Below are 15712 nucleotides of genomic sequence, written 5' to 3' on the forward strand. Positions count from 1 at the left end.
CCGCTTCAACGCCTCGCTGCCGTTCGACAGCTACTCGGATCGCCGCCTCGGCACCGGCGAGCAGCAAGGCAGTCCGCTCTGTCCCGGTCCCGAAACCCGTTCCGCTCAGCGACCTGGCAGCGGTCAGCAGCTGGTCCGCAGGTGCCGGCCCCAGGGCTCCCAGAGCGTCCCCCAGCGCCCCACCCGCGAGCATGCCGAGTGCGCGCCCGTATCGGGCGTAGCCCCAATCATCTGATCGTCGCGGCGGCTGCGCCGATGCAGCTGCGGGGTCGCGGAGCCTCTCGCGGGCCGAGGCTTGTTCGCCCAGGTCGTCGACGTGCTGGAACCAGGACAGCGGAAGCAGCACCGGCCTCGATTTGATCTGCCGCCAAGCCCGGACCAGCCGCTGCTCGTCCGTCATCGCATCCTCGTCTCGGCTCATGCTCCACTGCTCTCGTTCACCGTCAGCTCCACGCGCTCAGAACGACGGGTAGTCCTGGGCCCAGGTCCGCTGCCAGGTCCGGCCCGGCAGTCCCACCCTGGACGCCACCACGTCGTCGACCAACCGGTCGATCACATCCGCGAGCCCGAGCCCGTCCAACCAGTGGGCGGGCACCACGGCGTCCCCGCCCGCCGCCGCCAGCATCGCACCGGCGAGCGCGGTCGAGTCGGGAAGCAGTTGATTCGCCAGTCCGACAGCGGCTTCGAAATCGCCGAACCTGGCCTGCGCCACCGCGACCGCCACAGCCAGGGCGTTCGGCGCCGCGCCCGGTGCTGCGAGTTCCGCCAACCGCCCCGGCTCGGCCGCCCGACCGGCTTCGAGAGCGCGGCCGACGTTGCCCGGGGACGGCCACTTGACCAGCTCTTCGCGGACGATCTCGACCGCATCCCCGAAGTCCCCACCTGCGAGCAGCGTGCCGATGATCACGGCGAAAGCTCCCGCGCTCAGGTAGGCGTCCGGGTGGCCGTGGGTCAGCAGCGCGTTCGCCGCCGCCTGCGCGAAGACTTCCTCCGGATCGTCGGCCCAGGTCGCCAGGCCGATCGTGCGCAGGATCGCCGACGGGGTGCGTGCGTCATTGATCGGGCGGCGGAAGGACCCGAACGCCTGCCGCTCGGCGAACTTCGCGAGCGCGGCATCGCAGACTTCGTCCCGGTCGATGTGCTCGAACATCCGGGAATCCCCGATCAGCCACCCAGTGGGCTCCGGAAGCTCCTCGCGGTACGCCCCTGAGATGACCTCGGGCCAGGGCGTTCCCTGGGCGTGCCGCCAGCGCAGCAGGCCGAAAAGCGCGGTATTGCTGGGGCTCACTGCCCCGTCGATCCGGTAGAACGTCTCCGCGCGCACCAGCGAGTCGAGGCCGAACAACATCATCTGCCCTGCGGCGGAAAGCCCCGATCCGCCGCCGGCGACCTGGTCGGCGACGGCAGCGGCCCGCACGGCGGCGCCGAAGTTCGAACGGATCCCGTGGATCAGCGCGATGTCGTCGACAGCCGGCTTCGGACCGCGCTGCCCACGGCAGAACTCGTCGCTGCTCCGCCCGAACGCGCGGCGGAGAACCGCAACATCCCAGCTGTTCCGGCGGTTCCCGGACCGCCACACCACATCAGAAGTGTCCGCCGAGCGGAGCCGGTCCGCCATCAGCTGCTCGTCACGGGACAGGGACTGCTCCATTCCCATGGTCATCGTCGCGCTCTCCTGCCACCCAGCATGTCGTCAGTAATCGGGATCGGCTCCCCGTCATCGCCCCGGAAGAACAGGCGCGGGCCGATATCGTCGAGCATCTCCTGGGTGATCTCGGATGACGGAACCTCCTCTGCCCTGACGACGAGGACCTTCTCCAGCTTGCCGTCGACCATTTCCTCCACGACCTCTGCTTCCAGAGTGCGGAAGTAAGACCGGCCGTGGAACAGGAACTCCGATTCGCCCCTGTTACCGGACAGGAAGTCGATGTCCACCGACGACTTCGAGTAGACCTCCATGCGGATCAGAGGCTTGCCACTCAACGGCTCGTACGAGAACTTCGGGTCGCTGGAGCTGGAGAACGCTTGTTCCACGGCGACCTTGCCAGGCGCGTAGCGCTGCACGTGATCCTCGAACGTGCCCTCGCTGCGCCCGCCGATATTCCGCCTGACCCACCCCTCATGGCTGGGCAGTCGGTTCAAGGCGGACGTCAGGCACCTGGCAAACGGCTCCTTGTCGTAAATCCCGCCAAGGGCGCCCCCGAGCTCCTTCTCCCTCAGCCAGTTGTTCAGGCCCCTATAGCCGTTCTCGCTGTACACGCGAATGGCCATGAGTTCCTCATCGGTGATCTCGTGGACCTCCGGGTACTCGGCACGCGGGTACTTCTCCTCCAACGCGGCCCGCATCTTCGGCAGAACCGCCTCGTAGGCTTCCTTCCGCGTATTGGGGGAGAAACTGGGGAAAGCGTCGTGGAACCTCTGACGGTCCTGCTCGGAAACCCGATAGTCCGGGTCGTCGAGGTAGTTCTGCGCGAGCGCATCGCGGTTGTAGTCGACCGCGGCCCGGACGTCGCTTGGAAGCTCATTCCCAGGCTGCTCGAGACCGTCGTGGTGCTGGACGTCCGGTTCGACGTCGGCGTGCGGGACGTCGGTGTCCCAGTCGACGTCCGAATCGGATCCGCCCAGTAGGGACCGAATCCGCTCGCTCGAGGACATCTCGTCAGCTGCCGAGGACGTGGTCCCCGACGACTTCGACGGCGGGTCGAACGGGCTCCAATCGTCCGCGTCCTGCTTCGGCGCATCCGCCTCGGAGTGCCCCGGCGAGGTCGGGTCCGGCTTCGGATCGAACGGAGTCCAATCGTCCGCGTCATGCTTCGGCGCTTCCGGCTCGGAGTGCGCCGGCGCGGCCGGGTCCGGCTTCGGGTCGAACGGGCTCCAGTCATCCGCGTCATGCTTGGGCGCATTCGTCGTGGCATCCGTTGCGGCAGGCGCTTCGGTTTCCACGTCTTCGTGCTTCTTGGGCGGGCTGGTCGGCTCCGACGGTTCGAAGTCGTTCCGCCACGTCGGCGAGTCCGCTGCCGGGGTTTCGGGCGCGTTCGACCGCTCGGGTTCGAAGTCGTTCCGCCAGCTCCCGGCTTGCTGGTCGGTTCGCGGCGCGGTCGTGTCCGTCGGTTTGCCCGGCTCCGGGGCGTGCGGCGGCGCATCGGCCGGCTTCTGCCCGGGGCCGTTGGTCTCGGCAGGTGGTGCATCCGCGCGATGGCCGGCGGGCGACTGGGGCGAAGTGCCCTGGCCTTGTGCGGAATCCGGTCGGCGTGGGGCTTCCGGTGACTGCGGTTGCCGGGGGCCGTTGACGTCTGCCAGCGGTTGGGCAGGACGCGAACTGCCAGGGGTCTGCGGTTGGCCGCCGGCGTCGGTGGATGGCGCCCTGGTTTGGGGCGACGGCCCGTCCATGCGGGGGCCGCGGACATCCACCGGCGGTGCCGGCTGGTTCGGAGCCGCAGGCGCTGGGCGCGGGCCGCTGACGTCCGCAGGCTGCGGTGCCGCCGGACGCGCAGGTGGCGGCGCGGGCTGCTGAGGCGCACTCGGCTGCCGACTTGCCGGGAACTGCGGCGCCTGGCGTTGCGGGCCAGTGGCGGGTTGTGCTCCTGCTGCAGGTTGGTTGGGCTGCTGGGGCGCTTGCTGCGCATTCGCGGCGGGCGCCGGTTGACGCATCCCCTGCTGCGGCGCGCCGACCACTGGACCCTGCTGCTGACGCGCAGCAGGGGGTGGCTGTTGCCCGAATTGCTGCGGATTCGCAGCCAGCGGTTGTTGCGGTTGCTGCGGAGGTTGTGCCGGTTGCTGCTGCATTGGTTGCGGCCGCTGACCGGTATTCGGTGCCGCAGGCGGTTGCTGACCCGCGTTCGGGGGTGCGGGTTGCTGCCAGGTGCGCGGAGCGGCTGGTTGCTGCGGCGGCTGACCCGCGTTCGGGGCAGGCTGCTGCTGGTAGTTCGGCTGCTGCGGAGCCTGCTGCTGCATCGGCTGCTGGTACGGCGATTGCTGAGATGCAACCGGGTGCTGTCCGGCCTGCTGGTGCGACCCGTACCCGGACTGCGCCGTCATCTGCTGCGGCGCAGCTGGTCGCGGCTGCTGGGCCTGACCCGCGTTCGGCGCCGACTGGTGTCCCGGTCCTGCCTGCGGCGAACCGGCGTGGGGCATCTGCTGCGGTGGGTTGTTCGAGACGAACTGGCCCGTGTTCCGGTCGACGTAGCCCGTGGGTTCCCACTGGTGGGTTTGCGGGTTGTACCGGCCCAGGTCGTGGTAGCCGTTGGCGTCGCGGTGGACCGGGACCCAGCGGCCGAACTCGTCGGTGCGGCCGTGCGGTACCCATCCGCCGCTCTGGTCGTAGTGCCCGTTGGGGGCCAGTTGGCCGTTGGCGTCCAGGTGTCCCGGCACCCAGCGGTTGAGGTTGTCGACCTGCCCGTGCGGAATCCACTTGCCGTGCACGTCGAACTCGCCGTGCGGCACGAACTCACCGGTCGGCGAGAGGTGCCCGGGGATCGGCTCGTTGTACGCGTCGGGCCGCGAATGCCAACCGCTCCAGGCGGGTCCGCCCGGGTGCTGGAACTCCTTCGGCGGCTGGTCGCCGTAGCCGCGCTGGTGGGCTGCGTCGGCTTGGTGGCCGAAGCGGGTCCACTCCGGTTCGTGGCCCGGGGGGAACGGGCTGTCGTGGACCGCTTTGGTTCCGTCCGGGCTGAAGCTGACCCATTGGCCCGGCTCGTCGAAGCGCGGTTGCGGCGTGCCCGAGGCGTCCACGTCGAAGTCCGCGCGGCTGCCGCTGGCGTACAAGTTGCCGAAGTTGTCGACCCAGGCGTCCTTGTTGGGCGCCAGGACCTCCACGCCGAGTTCCTTCGACAGCTGCTGGGCGAAGTTCGGGGAGCCGTCCGGCAGGTCGGCGCCGGTTTGGCAGGACAGCAGGCGCACCGGCTCGCCGTGCTTGTACCCCGGCGCGCCCTTGATGATCTCGGCCAGCTCCTTGGCCGAGAGCTCCTTGCCGTTGAAGTACACGCCGTTCGGGCTGCCGTGGACCTCGACCGTGAAGCGCTTCGGGTCAACCGACGGCCGGGGCATGCGCTGTGCGGCATTCGCCGGGTTGGAGTTGGAGCGCGGGAGGTCCTGGATCATCGAGAGCCCGGAATCCGTGTTGCGGATCCCGAGCCCCCTTCCGCCGAGCTTCTCGCGCAGCTCGGCGGAGATGTCCAGCGGCTCGCCCCGGCCGACCCTGTCGTTCCAGCGGTGCTCGAACGGGTTCTCCGGCGGCTTCTCGGCCGCCATGGACTCCGAAGTGGAGCGCGGCGGCGCGTCGGGGGCCGGTTCCGGGGCGTGCGGGGCGTCCGGCTTGTGGTAGCCGAGGGACTCGGCGCGGATCCGGGCGTCCTCGACCATCCGCTGCTGCCAGCCGGGGCCCCAGTGGCGGACGCCTTCGCCCTTGACGTGCGCGAAGTCCCCGTGCTTCACGTCCGCGTACGGATAGCGATCGGCGTCGGCGTGCCGGGCCGCATGCGGGCGGCTCGGCTGCGGCGCGTGGGGTGCGTCCGCTCGCGGGCCGTCGATGCGGGGCGCGTCCGGGCGCGGCGCGTCCGGGTGGCCCTGCGGGCGCGGAGCCTCCGGATCGTTCAGGCGGGACGGGGTTTCCGGCTGCCGCTGGCGCGGCATCTCCGGGCTGCCGTCCGTCCGTCCACTGCGGACGGATCCGTCCGGGCCGCCGGGTCGCGACGGGCCGTCGGGGCGGGCCGGAGCATCCGGGCGCGCAGGACCGTTGGGGCGGGACGGGGCGTCTGGCCGGACCGAGCCATCGGGCCGCACCGGACCGCTCGGGCGCGCCGGGGTGTCAGGGCGCGCCGAGCCGTTTGGAGCGTCAGGGCGCACCGGACCGTTCGGGGCGTCCGGGCGGGACGGGGCGTCGGGGCGCGGTGCACCTTGGGGACCGGTCGGACCGTTGGGCCTGGCCGGGGCATTCGGGCCGTCCGGACCGTTCGGCCTGGCCGGGACATCCGGGTGTGCCGATCCGCCGGGACCGTTCGGGCGCATCGGGGCATCGGGCCGTGCCGGACCGTTCGGGCTCGGGGCATCCGCGCGCGCTGGGCCGTTGGGGTGGCCAGGACCGTTCGCGTGCGCCGGACCGTTGGGACGGCCAGGCCCATGCCCCGGGCCTCCCGGCCCACCGGGCCGGACCGGCCCGTTCGGGCCTGCCGGCTTCGCCGGGCCGTCGGCCCGCGGCGCCCCTGCGGGGCTTCCCGGCTGCGCCGGGCGCTGACCGGCTCCGCCGGGGCGGTGCGGTGCGTCCGGCTGCGCCGGTCCGCTCCTCGCCGGGGTGCCCTCCGGGCCGCGTGGCCGCGGCGCCTCGGGGCCGCGTCCGCTGGGCATGCTTCGCCCGGCTGCGCCGGGGCTTCCGGGTGTGCCCGTCCAGCCGCCGCCCGAGCCCGGGCGGCTCCCGCCCGGTGCGGACGACGGTGCGCCGCCCGATGCTCCTGCGGCCGGGCCACCTGCGGCTCCGCCTCCGGTGGCGGGCTGGTCCGGTCGTGCCGAGGGCGCGTTGGGCGGCGGTGCGGCGACGCCCATGTCCGCCGGTCGTTCCGGCGCGCTCACGCTCGCGGTCGAGGTGTGCGCCGGGGTCGACGGCGGGCGGTTCGCGACGTCCGGGCCGAAGCCGCTCCCGGTCTGGGCCGGGCCGCCACCGGCATGAGCCGGACCGCCGCCCGAGCCACCGCCGACGTGCCCCGGGCCACCGCCGGAACCTCCGCCGACGTGCGGCGATCCGCCGCCCGAGCCGAAGTTCGCGGCCGAGCCGCTCCCGCCGGTCGCCGATCCTCCGCCGGAGTGCGAACCCGAACCCGGACCGCCGTCCGGAGCCGATGCGGCACGCGGACCGCTTTCCGGGGCCGCGGACCGCGCGTCCGCGGCGCCGTGGCCGCTCGATCCGGAGTCCATTGAGGACGCGCTTCGCGGCGAATCGGCCGGCCCGCCGGAGCCCGCGTCCGCGCTGCGACCGGACGATTCCGGCCCGTGCGAACCCGAATCGACACCACCGCGTGGCGCATCCGAACCGCTCGGTGCACCGGAGGAACCGGTACCGCCGTGGGAACCGCCGGCATCCGGCGACGAACCGGGACCGCCGTGCGAACCCGAACCGGCCGACGAGGAACCGGGACCATCGGGTGAAGAACTAGGCGAGCCGGAACCGTCAGGCGACGAACCGGAACCGCCGTGGGAACCCGAGCCGGGCGAGGAGCCCTGCGAATCCGGACCGCCCGACGAGGAACTTCCGCCGTGCGAACCGCCTGCATCCGGCGACGAACCCGAACCGCCGTGCGGACCCGTGCCGGGAGAATCGGACCCGCCACCCGTCGACGTGGAGCCGGAACCGCTCGTGCCGCCGCCCGCGGGGCTCGAGGTCGTGCCGCCGCCCGATCCCGATCCGCCGCCCGGACCCGGCCTCTCGCCCGAGGAACCGGAGCCGCTGCCGGACGAGCCCGATCCCGTTCCGCTGCCCGAAGAACTCGACCCGGTCCCGGACGAGCCGCTCTCGCCGTCGCCGTCCGAGCCGCCGCCCGGTGCGTCCGGGCCGCCGAACTTGGCGTTGTGCTTGCCGACGACGTCCGTGCCGAAGACGTCGTCGACCTTCTTCCAGGTCTTCTCCGCCAGCTTGTCGCCCAGCTTGCCCGCGACGTCCAGCTTGTCCGCGACCTTGCCGACGTTGGTCGCCACTGTCTTCACGCCGTCGGCCGCTCGTTTCCCCAGCTTGCCGAGGGCCTTCATGATGTCGCCGAAGACCTCGACCAGCTTGGCCAGCTTCGGCGCCACGTTGCTGATCGTCTTGATCAGCTTGGTGACGATCTTGGTGATCTTGCCGACCGTTCTGGCGATGAACGAGACCGCCTGCGGCACCACCCAGGCCAGCGAGACGCCCGGCGGGGCCAGCGCTTCCAGCGCGTAGGTGATCAGCCGGGAGATGCAGTCGGCGACCAGGTCGCGGACGAATTCGCGGACGAACGAGACGACCTCGCCCATCACCGTGACCACGGTGCTGATCGTGTTGGCGAGTTCCGCGGCGCCGGCGAGTGCCTCGCCCTTCTCGCCCGCCTGCTGGCGGTAGGCGTCGCCGGCCGCGCCGGACCACTGCGCGGTGTCGGCCTTGACCGCGTCGTTGTACTGGGTGGCGGCCTCGCCCACCGCCTTGGAGACGTTGGCCCAGGTCTCGCCGTACGCCTTGACGCCGTCCGGGTCGCCGGCGAACCAGTCCAGCGCCTCCTTGAGCGGCTCGACGTGCTCGATCAGCCACGACAGGCCGTAGGACAGCAGGGTGCCGATCGGGTCGGTGGCGATGCTGACGACTTCCAGCGCCAGCCCGCCGTAGGCCAGCCCGCTCTCGACCCAGCTCGAACCGTCGTTCAGCGACGAGACGTCGTTGATGGACTCGGCGATGCCGATCCCGGTGCCCCACCCGGCGTCGCCGGTGCCCGCGGTGAGCGGGCCGGGTCCGTCCGGATTCTCCTTCTGCTGCGCGACGAGCGGGTTGCTCATACCTCGACCCCGCCGATCACGCCGCTGCCCGTGTCGTCGGCGGCCTGGTATTCCTCGGCGGCGCCGCGCACGTTCTCGGCGACCTCCTGCATCGCCTCGACGGCCTTCTGCAGCGTCTCGACGCCGTGCTGCTCCACCGGGTCGAGCATCCAGGCGAAGGGACGGCAGAGGATCCCGTACGCGTCGTTGTCCAGCGAAACCTGCTGCGACGCGTCGACGGCGACGTTCAGCTGATCCACCACACCATCCACTTTGGACGCATGGGTGCGCAGGTTCTCAATGACGACGTTCATCTCGTCCGGCATCGCAAAAGGTCCCTCGGGTCAGCTCGGCAGGATCAGCGCAGGAAGGAGCCGCCGCCGAAGTCGTCGTCGTCGAAGTCGTCCGGACGACGACGCGACGGCGGCTGCTGCGGCGGGGCGGCCGGGCGCTGGGGCGGCGCAGGCGGGGCCGAGGGCTGGCTCCGCTGCTGCGGCTCCTCGTAGTCGTCCTCGACGCCGTACCGCAACTCCTGCAGGCCGGAACCCGGCTTCTGCGGCTCTTCCTCGTCCTCCGGCATCTCCGGGAAGTACTTGCGGGCCTGGCCCAGCACGTGCTGCGCGGCGGAATCCTCCAGCCCGACCGTGCCCGCCACGGCCTGCTGCATGAGTTCGGGAACCTTCGCCTGCGCGGTCTGCACGGCGCGCATGATCTCGGCGGCGAGCTTCGGCATCGGGCGGTTGCTGGCGTTCTCGGAGAGCTGCAGGTTCTGCAGGATGCCGGCGGAGTTCACCGTCACCTGGATCGCGCCGTCCCGGGAGGTCTCCGTCACCGAGATCTGCTCGATCTCCTGCTGCATCCGGCCGAACTTCTCGGCCTTCTCGGTCGCCCGCTCCTGCCACTCGCGAACCATCCGCTCGGTCGCGCCGATGTCGCGTCCGAAGTCGTCCTCAGGCACCCGTCCCCCGACCTGCTCCGCCGCACCGGCCGGGGCGCTGCGCCACCACCCGGCGACAGCCCGCGATCCCCAGCTCCGGCACGGTTTCCTACTCGATCTCGTCCGGCGGGAACCGTATCAACCGCGCGCGCGAGGCCGGGACGGATCGGCCGGATTACCCGTGTAGTGACGATCACGAGCAGGGTCCCCGCGCGAGCAGAACGGCGCAAAAGACCCATAGCGGGGCGGCCGCGCTGCGAGCCGGTGCGGTGTGGTCGTTTCGGAATGCGGCGTCAGCCGCATGCGGTGTGGGACTCAGCTCGCACCGCCGCGGGTTCTCAGACTGGGCCCGTCTTTCGGGGCTACTGGGCGAGGACAGCCCCGAAGCCGCGTATTGGTCATACACAAGTCGGGGATCCCGGAGTCCAGACGGCGGCCGTAGTTCCCGCAGGGGGCCGCCACCCGCACCGCCACGCACGGTGAGCCTGGAACACGTCTGAGCCAGGATCGGCGAATCGGGCACTTCGGTAGGGTCGGTGGTTGTGACAGTCGGATGGCCCGCTTCGCTGGATCTGCACCTGGACTGGGCGGACCGGCCGGACAGCAGCAAGCTGGCCGAGGCGCTGCGCACCGCGATCCGCGAGGGCCGCCTCCCGGCCGGCAGCCGCGTTCCGTCCACCCGCGCCCTGGCGCAGGACCTCGGCGTCGCCCGCGGCACCGTCACCCGCGCCTACGACCAGCTGGTCACCGAGGGCTTCCTGCTGTCCCGCCAGGGCGCGCCGACCACCGTCGCCGAACGGCTGGCGAGCCCGGACCCGATCGACGCCCCGCCCGACCCGGAAACCCCGGCGCCGCGCTGGGACTTCCGGCCCGGGCGGCCGAACCTCAGCTCCTTCCCGCGCCGGGACTGGCTGGCCGCCAGCCGCCGCGCTCTGCAAGCGACCCCCGACGGCGACCTCGACTACGGCGATCCGCAGGGCCACCCGGCGCTGCGCGAGGCGCTGACCGAATACCTGGCGCGGGTCCGCGCGGTGGCCACCACGCCGGAGCGGATCATCATCTGCAACGGCTACTCCCAGGCGTTGTCGCTGCTCAGCAAGGCCCTGCACGACCAGGGGCTGGAGTCGATCGACTTCGAGGACCCGTCCCTGCCCCAGCTGCGCGCGATCCCCGCTGGCTTCGGCATGGCGGTGCGCGGCGTGCCGGTGGACCGCGACGGCATCGACGTCGCGCAGCAGCTCAGCCGGGCCGTGGTGGTCACCCCGGCGCACCAGTTCCCGCTCGGCGTCGCCATGAGCTCGGCCCGCCGGACGGAGCTCGTGCAACTCGCCAAGGCCGAGGACCGGCTGATCATCGAGGACGACTACGACGGCGAGTTCCGCTTCGACCGCAGGCCGATCGGCTCGCTGCAGGGCATGGCGCCCAACCACGTCGCCTACGCGGGCACGGCCAGCAAGACCCTCGCTCCCGCCCTGCGGCTCGCGTGGCTGGCGCTGCCTCCGCACCTGGTCGCGCCGGTGCGCGCGCTCAAGGAGCACAGCGGGCTGCACGCCCCGCTTTTCGAACAGCTGGCCATGGCGGAACTGATCCGGTCGGGCGCATACGATCAGCACGTCCGCCGATCGCGCGCCGTGTACCGGAGGCGACGGGAGCAGCTCCTCGATGCGCTGAGCGACCTGCGCGCGCACCACCGGCCCTACCCGGCCGGGATCTCGGCCGGACTGCACATCACCCTGCAGCTCGACCCGGAGGGACCGACGGAGCGAGAAGTCCTGACTCGGGCGCGGAAGCATTCGGTGGAGCTCGAGGTGCTCGGGCCGCACTGGGCCGCACCCGGCCAACACCCACCCGGCGTGGTGGTCGGCTACGCCGCCCCCGCGGAACACGCCTTCCGCCCCGCGCTGCAAGCATTGGTCACCGTTCTGCAGCGGTGACCCGGTCGGGCGGCGCCGCCCGACCGCCCGACATGTCCACACCAACAAAGGGAACACCTGTTCTATTCTGGGTTCCCGCGCCGCGACACACAGGAGACAGAATTGACTGAAGAGCAGACGAGCACCGAGCAGACCGCGTCGGCCCAGTCCGAGCAGGCCCAGCCGGAGTCGACCCAGACCGAGTCGGCGCAGCCCCAGTCGGAGCAGTCTGAGTCGACGCAGTCCGAGGCAGAGGCCACCGAGGCGCCGAAGAAGCCGCGGGCCCGCAAGCAGAGCACGGCCAAGAAGACCCGGACGGTCGAGCTCACGCTGACGGTCACCGGCACCGCCGACGGCGAGTGGCAGGCCGACCTGATGCACGCGGGCAAGCGCATCGTGCAGGGCCTGCCGGTCGCGGCGGCCGCGGTGTCCAAGGCGGCCGCCGAGCTGCACCAGGACATCTCCGACACGATCGAGAGCGTGCTGAACGAGGCGCGCCAGCAGCACGAGGCGAAGCTCGCCGAACTGGAGGCCGAGGTCGAGCGGGTCCGGAAGGCCCTCTCCGAGCTCGAAGGCTGACAGCCGCGAACAACCGGGCATGCCGTGCCGGCCCCTCGACGACACGGCATGCCCGCCGCAGTCCCGACCCGGTCGGCTCCGCCGGCCGAACCACCGCGGGGTGAGCCGCGAGGCTGGGAGACTCCCAGACGCGGCGGCGACCCCGCAACTTTCGATACCGGCCGGTCGATCGAGCCCATGCTGCGCCGCACGACATGCGCTCTCCCGGCCCGAGAGCCCGGCCGCCTCCTCGCGATCCGCCCGGAAAACGCGTTTGGTCGAGCCAATTCCGGGCGGCCGATCGAGAAACTGCGCGCGCCATTGCGGTAACGGCGGCGACGCGGCCGATGAATTCGATCTCGAATGCCGGGAATTCCAACGCAGTGGCGATGACCAGCCGGTACGCCTGGACCGGAAAAGGTTGCGCCGTTTCCGGGATTTTTTCGGGTACTCGACCCGCCGCTGGGGTCCGATGGGCAAGGATAGCCGATCAGAACCAGTCAGCACTGGGCCGAGGAGGCGAATCATGTCCGCGGATCTGGATGATCTGCAACGCAAACTGGACGCGCTCAAGGAAGCCGGCCGCCGGGCCGAGGAACGAATGGGCGATTTCGGTCAGATGCGCGAGCAGATCAGCGAGCTGCAGGTGGCCGCCACGTCCGCGGATCGCTCGGTCACCGTCACCGCCAGCCCCGGCGGCGTCACCGGCATCGAGTTCACCCAGGACGCGATGCGCCTGTCTCCCGCGCAGTTGTCCAGCACCGTCATGAGCACCTTGCAGCTCGCGGTCGCCGAGGCCGCCCGCAAGCAGGCCGAGATCGTGCAGGAGTACGTGCCGGACAGCGACGTGCTCGACCGAGTGCTGCGCACCCAGGAAGAGCTGTTCGGCGCCCAGCCCGAGCAGCCCGAAGCGCCGGTCGACGACGACGAGCAGCCGGATTCCTTCCTCGACGGCAGGAGATGACGATGCCGGGGTACAAAGCATCCGCCGAAATGATCATGCAGTGCGGCGGCAACATCGGCGGGATGAACGCCGACGCGAAGGCCGTCCGGGACAAGGTCGCCGGCGCCGAGGTCCCGGAGGTCTCGTGGGGCCTGCTCGGCCTGGCCACCACCTACAGCTCCTACCGCGACCTGCTGGAGAAGTTCAAGCAGCACCTCGACGAGATGAGCGAAGGGCTGACCAAGGCCGGCGAGGACATCACCGCCTGCGGCCGTGACTACCAGGAATCCGACCGGTCGATGGCCGAGATGTTCGGCAAGATCCTCGGCGAGGTCGGCAAGGGCGGCGGCGGTGGCGGCGGTGGTTCCTGGTGACCAGCAACGCGGAAGCGATCAGCGAGAACAGCGCGCTCAACCCGGCGGCCCCGCGCGTCGACGGGTCGGCGTTCGGGAAGCTGCCGTTCGTCAAGGACATCATCAAGGCCAACGACGACGCCGGTAAGGGCGACGTCGAGGCGCTCAAGGGCGACATCGAGAGCTACCTGTCCAGCGCGACCAGCTTCGCGCTGGACCCGATGGGCTTCCTCATCGGCACCGGCGTCGAGTTCGTGATCAACTTCGTGGCCCCGGTGCGCGACGCGATCCAGCTCGTCACCGGCGACAGCGAGGCGCTGGCCAAGAGCGCCCAGTCGTTCGCCGAGGTCCAGAGCGAGATCGACAAGCTCGGCGAGAACCTGACCAACAGGCTGGACAGCGAGCTCGCGGACTGGGACGGCGAGGCCGCCGACGCGCTGCGCAAGAAGATGGCGAAGTTCGTCGATGGCGTGCACGCCACCGGCGGCCAGGCGAACAACATCTCGCAGCTGCTGCAGATGAGCGGCACCATGATGGAAGCCGCCGAGGGCGTGATCAAGGGCATCCTCTCCGACTTCCTGACCTGGGCGATCACCACCTGGATCACGGCGACGGCGTCGGCCGGCCCGACCTTCGGCGGCTCGATCGCCGCGGCGACCGCGGTGACGACGGCGGAAGCGGGCATCACCTGCGCCCGGGCCGCCCAGCAGATCCAGAAGATCACCAAGATCATCGGCCACATCATGGACGTGATCACGGCGATCAAGGCGCTCCTGGACACGATCCGAATCATCGAGAGCGTCAAGCAGATCACGGACGGGAAGCCGGGCGGAGACGGCGGCAAGAGCCCGGCGGACATCGGCAGCAAGATCCTCGACGGAGTGACGAAGGAAACCGCGGACGAGCGAAAAGTCGTGGACCAGCTCGGCAAGGGCTTCCAGTCCGAAGCCGAAGACCGCGGCTACACCGTCGACGACAAGTCGGGGCACGTCACGCAGATCGACGCCAACGACAACATCACGCAGCGGGACGCGAGTGGAAACGTCGTGCCCGACGCGCAAGGCAACGCCACCACATACCAGCGCGATGCCCCTTCCTACGGGGCCAAAGAAGTCAGGACATCCGCCGCCAACCAGCTCGCCAGCGGCCTCGGCTCCGCCGCCGACGCCCTGGAGAAGCAGGCCCAAGGGGGCGGTTTCACCGACGTCCCACCGGACGAAACGATCAGCGGCGACCTCAACTGGTGAGCCATCCGATCAAGTGACAGATGAAGGGCGCCTTCGGTCGGCATAGCCGGTCGAAGACGCCCTTCATGCGCTGGAGTCATCCCAACGGAAGCCGCAACTGCGACAGCGGGACGTGTTGCCGATCCGCTTCGGCGGCTGCTGGATCTTGGAATGCCGCGGGCGGAATCCAGCTCGTCAGGTAGCGCGCCCAGCCGAGCAGATCATCGACCGCTCTCGGGTTGAACAGGCGCGATCCGGTCCAGCACATCACCTTGCGGCCCGAGAACCGGAAGTACGGCCTGGCCTGCACGTCCAGGCCTGCATACGTAGCGAACGACTCATACAACCAGTTCAGTCGTGCCGGAGTCGCCACCGCCTGCGCGTATTCCGGGCTGGCTCCGGAAATCTGGTACGCAAACGCCTCCAGCGACCGTGACGGATCGCCGATCTGCACCGTCGCGAGCGGGCCCTGTTCGGAACGGCCGAAGCCGAGCATTCCCAGCAATCCCCCCGGCTTTTCGTGTCGCTGGTAAACCAGGAGCTCCGGGATCGGCGATGACAGCTCCAGCACCGCAACACTCGTGAACGATGTCGCAGTGCCGGACTTCGACGTGGTGACCTGCCGGTCGGTAGTGGTCGAATAGTACGAACCAGTCGTCGCGGTGTACTTGTACGAGTTCGCGATCTGCATCACCAGCGCCGGCATGCCTTCGTGGAGACCGGCCAGCAGCAAGGGAATCGCCTTGTGCTCGTAGTCGTGGAACGGCGGCCCGGGCAGCTGCCCCAGCACGTCCCCAGGCACGTCCCGCGCCATTCGCCAACCGCGCTGCGCCGCCCATTGCTGAAACGGATCCCCCGCCGGAGGGTGCATCGGCTGCTGCCACGGTTGTCCGGGCTGATTCATCCCCGCCTCCCATCACCGCCGCACACCGTAACCGCGAAGCCCCAACCGGCCAACCGGCCGCGCCCCATCACGCCGACAGAACCTGGAGCTGTGCCAGCGGGACACGGTGTGGGTCGATCTGGGTCGGTCTCCGGGAATTCCGTTGGTATTTCGCGCAGTTCTCGGTCAGTGGCACGGCGCCGTCCAGCGCCGCGAGCTTCGGCGTTCTCGGCCTCGACGTCGGCGATGAGGCGCCAGACGGTGTAGTCGCGTTCGCCGCCTCCGGCATGCTGCCCGGCGGCGAACCTCAGGCCGCGCAGAGGGATCCGGGTGGTGAGCATGGCGAGGATGAGCAGGTTGAACAGCACGAACGTGCTCAACTGGAGCCAGAGCATGGTGACGGTGTCCTTTCCAAATTTGC

The 15712-nt window shown here is 70.5% G+C and carries 11 protein-coding genes; 5 read left to right on the forward strand and 6 right to left on the reverse strand.

Annotated elements, in window-relative coordinates:
* Positions 1 to 457: 457 nt before the first annotated feature.
* From BLW84_RS14420 to BLW84_RS14435, 4 genes are read right to left on the reverse strand one after another with little or no spacing between them, the layout of a single operon-like run.
* Positions 458 to 1663, reverse strand: a complete 1206-nt coding sequence (locus tag BLW84_RS14420; protein ID WP_093265662.1) for an ADP-ribosylglycohydrolase family protein — start codon at positions 1661 to 1663, stop codon at positions 458 to 460.
* Positions 1660 to 8499, reverse strand: a complete 6840-nt coding sequence (locus tag BLW84_RS14425) for a WXG100-like domain-containing protein (protein WP_093265664.1) — start codon at positions 8497 to 8499, stop codon at positions 1660 to 1662. Before BLW84_RS14425 ends, BLW84_RS14420 begins: the two co-directional genes overlap by 4 nt.
* Positions 8496 to 8804 (reverse strand): ESX-1 secretion-associated protein, encoded by a 309-nt coding sequence (locus BLW84_RS14430; RefSeq protein ID WP_093265666.1) that lies wholly within the window; start codon positions 8802 to 8804, stop codon positions 8496 to 8498. The genes BLW84_RS14425 and BLW84_RS14430 overlap by 4 nt, the downstream gene beginning before the upstream one ends.
* A gap of 32 nt (positions 8805 to 8836) precedes the next feature.
* A complete protein-coding gene (locus tag BLW84_RS14435) occupies positions 8837 to 9436 on the reverse strand; it encodes a YbaB/EbfC family nucleoid-associated protein (RefSeq protein ID WP_245761142.1) in 600 nt (199 codons plus the stop codon).
* A 521-nt stretch (positions 9437 to 9957) separates the two neighbouring features.
* On the opposite strand from BLW84_RS14435, the gene pdxR reads away from it, so the two are divergent.
* The 5 genes from pdxR to BLW84_RS14460 all read left to right on the forward strand — a co-directional run bounded on the left by pdxR (position 9958) and on the right by BLW84_RS14460 (position 14429).
* Positions 9958 to 11349 (forward strand): MocR-like pyridoxine biosynthesis transcription factor PdxR, encoded by a 1392-nt coding sequence (gene pdxR / locus BLW84_RS14440; protein ID WP_093265668.1) that lies wholly within the window; start codon positions 9958 to 9960, stop codon positions 11347 to 11349.
* Between the two features lie 102 nt (positions 11350 to 11451).
* Positions 11452 to 11907 carry a DUF6319 family protein gene (locus BLW84_RS14445; RefSeq protein WP_093265670.1) on the forward strand — a complete coding sequence of 152 codons (456 nt, stop codon included), beginning with the start codon at positions 11452 to 11454 and terminating at the stop codon, positions 11905 to 11907.
* Between the two features lie 505 nt (positions 11908 to 12412).
* Positions 12413 to 12850 carry a YbaB/EbfC family nucleoid-associated protein gene (locus BLW84_RS14450; protein WP_093265672.1) on the forward strand — a complete coding sequence of 146 codons (438 nt, stop codon included), beginning with the start codon at positions 12413 to 12415 and terminating at the stop codon, positions 12848 to 12850.
* Positions 12851 to 12852: 2 nt separating this feature from the next.
* The gene (locus tag BLW84_RS14455) at positions 12853 to 13203 is read left to right on the forward strand and encodes a WXG100 family type VII secretion target (RefSeq protein WP_093265674.1); all 351 of its coding nucleotides are present in this window, start codon (positions 12853 to 12855) and stop codon (positions 13201 to 13203) included.
* On the forward strand, positions 13200 to 14429 hold the full coding sequence (locus tag BLW84_RS14460; protein WP_093265675.1) for a WXG100 family type VII secretion target: 1230 nt from the start codon (positions 13200 to 13202) through the stop codon (positions 14427 to 14429). Before BLW84_RS14455 ends, BLW84_RS14460 begins: the two co-directional genes overlap by 4 nt.
* A 76-nt stretch (positions 14430 to 14505) precedes the next feature.
* Here the strand turns inward: BLW84_RS14460 and BLW84_RS14465 are convergent, their stop codons facing one another.
* Positions 14506 to 15312: a hypothetical protein gene (locus BLW84_RS14465; RefSeq protein WP_143060948.1), complete on the reverse strand. Its 807-nt coding sequence runs from the start codon at positions 15310 to 15312 to the stop codon at positions 14506 to 14508.
* Positions 15309 to 15686, reverse strand: a complete 378-nt coding sequence (locus tag BLW84_RS14470) for a hypothetical protein (protein ID WP_177226470.1) — start codon at positions 15684 to 15686, stop codon at positions 15309 to 15311. Before BLW84_RS14470 ends, BLW84_RS14465 begins: the two co-directional genes overlap by 4 nt.
* Between the last annotated feature and the right edge of the window lie 26 nt (positions 15687 to 15712).

The sequence above is a fragment of the Saccharopolyspora shandongensis genome (assembly GCF_900106995.1).
In the GTDB taxonomy this organism is placed as follows: Bacteria; Actinomycetota; Actinomycetes; order Mycobacteriales; family Pseudonocardiaceae; genus Saccharopolyspora; species Saccharopolyspora shandongensis.

What these genes read in the sequence shown, in the direction of transcription:
- BLW84_RS14425 (WP_093265664.1), bottom strand. Translation starts at nt 8,499, where the DNA reads ATGAGCAACCCGCTCGTCGCGCAGCAGAAGGAGAATCCGGACGGACCC.
- BLW84_RS14470 (WP_177226470.1), bottom strand. Translation starts at nt 15,686, where the DNA reads ATGCTCTGGCTCCAGTTGAGCACGTTCGTGCTGTTCAACCTGCTCATC.
- BLW84_RS14450 (WP_093265672.1), top strand. Translation starts at nt 12,413, where the DNA reads ATGTCCGCGGATCTGGATGATCTGCAACGCAAACTGGACGCGCTCAAG.
- BLW84_RS14455 (WP_093265674.1), top strand. Translation starts at nt 12,853, where the DNA reads ATGCCGGGGTACAAAGCATCCGCCGAAATGATCATGCAGTGCGGCGGC.
- BLW84_RS14465 (WP_143060948.1), bottom strand. Translation starts at nt 15,312, where the DNA reads ATGAATCAGCCCGGACAACCGTGGCAGCAGCCGATGCACCCTCCGGCG.
- BLW84_RS14420 (WP_093265662.1), bottom strand. Translation starts at nt 1,663, where the DNA reads ATGACCATGGGAATGGAGCAGTCCCTGTCCCGTGACGAGCAGCTGATG.
- BLW84_RS14430 (WP_093265666.1), bottom strand. Translation starts at nt 8,804, where the DNA reads ATGCCGGACGAGATGAACGTCGTCATTGAGAACCTGCGCACCCATGCG.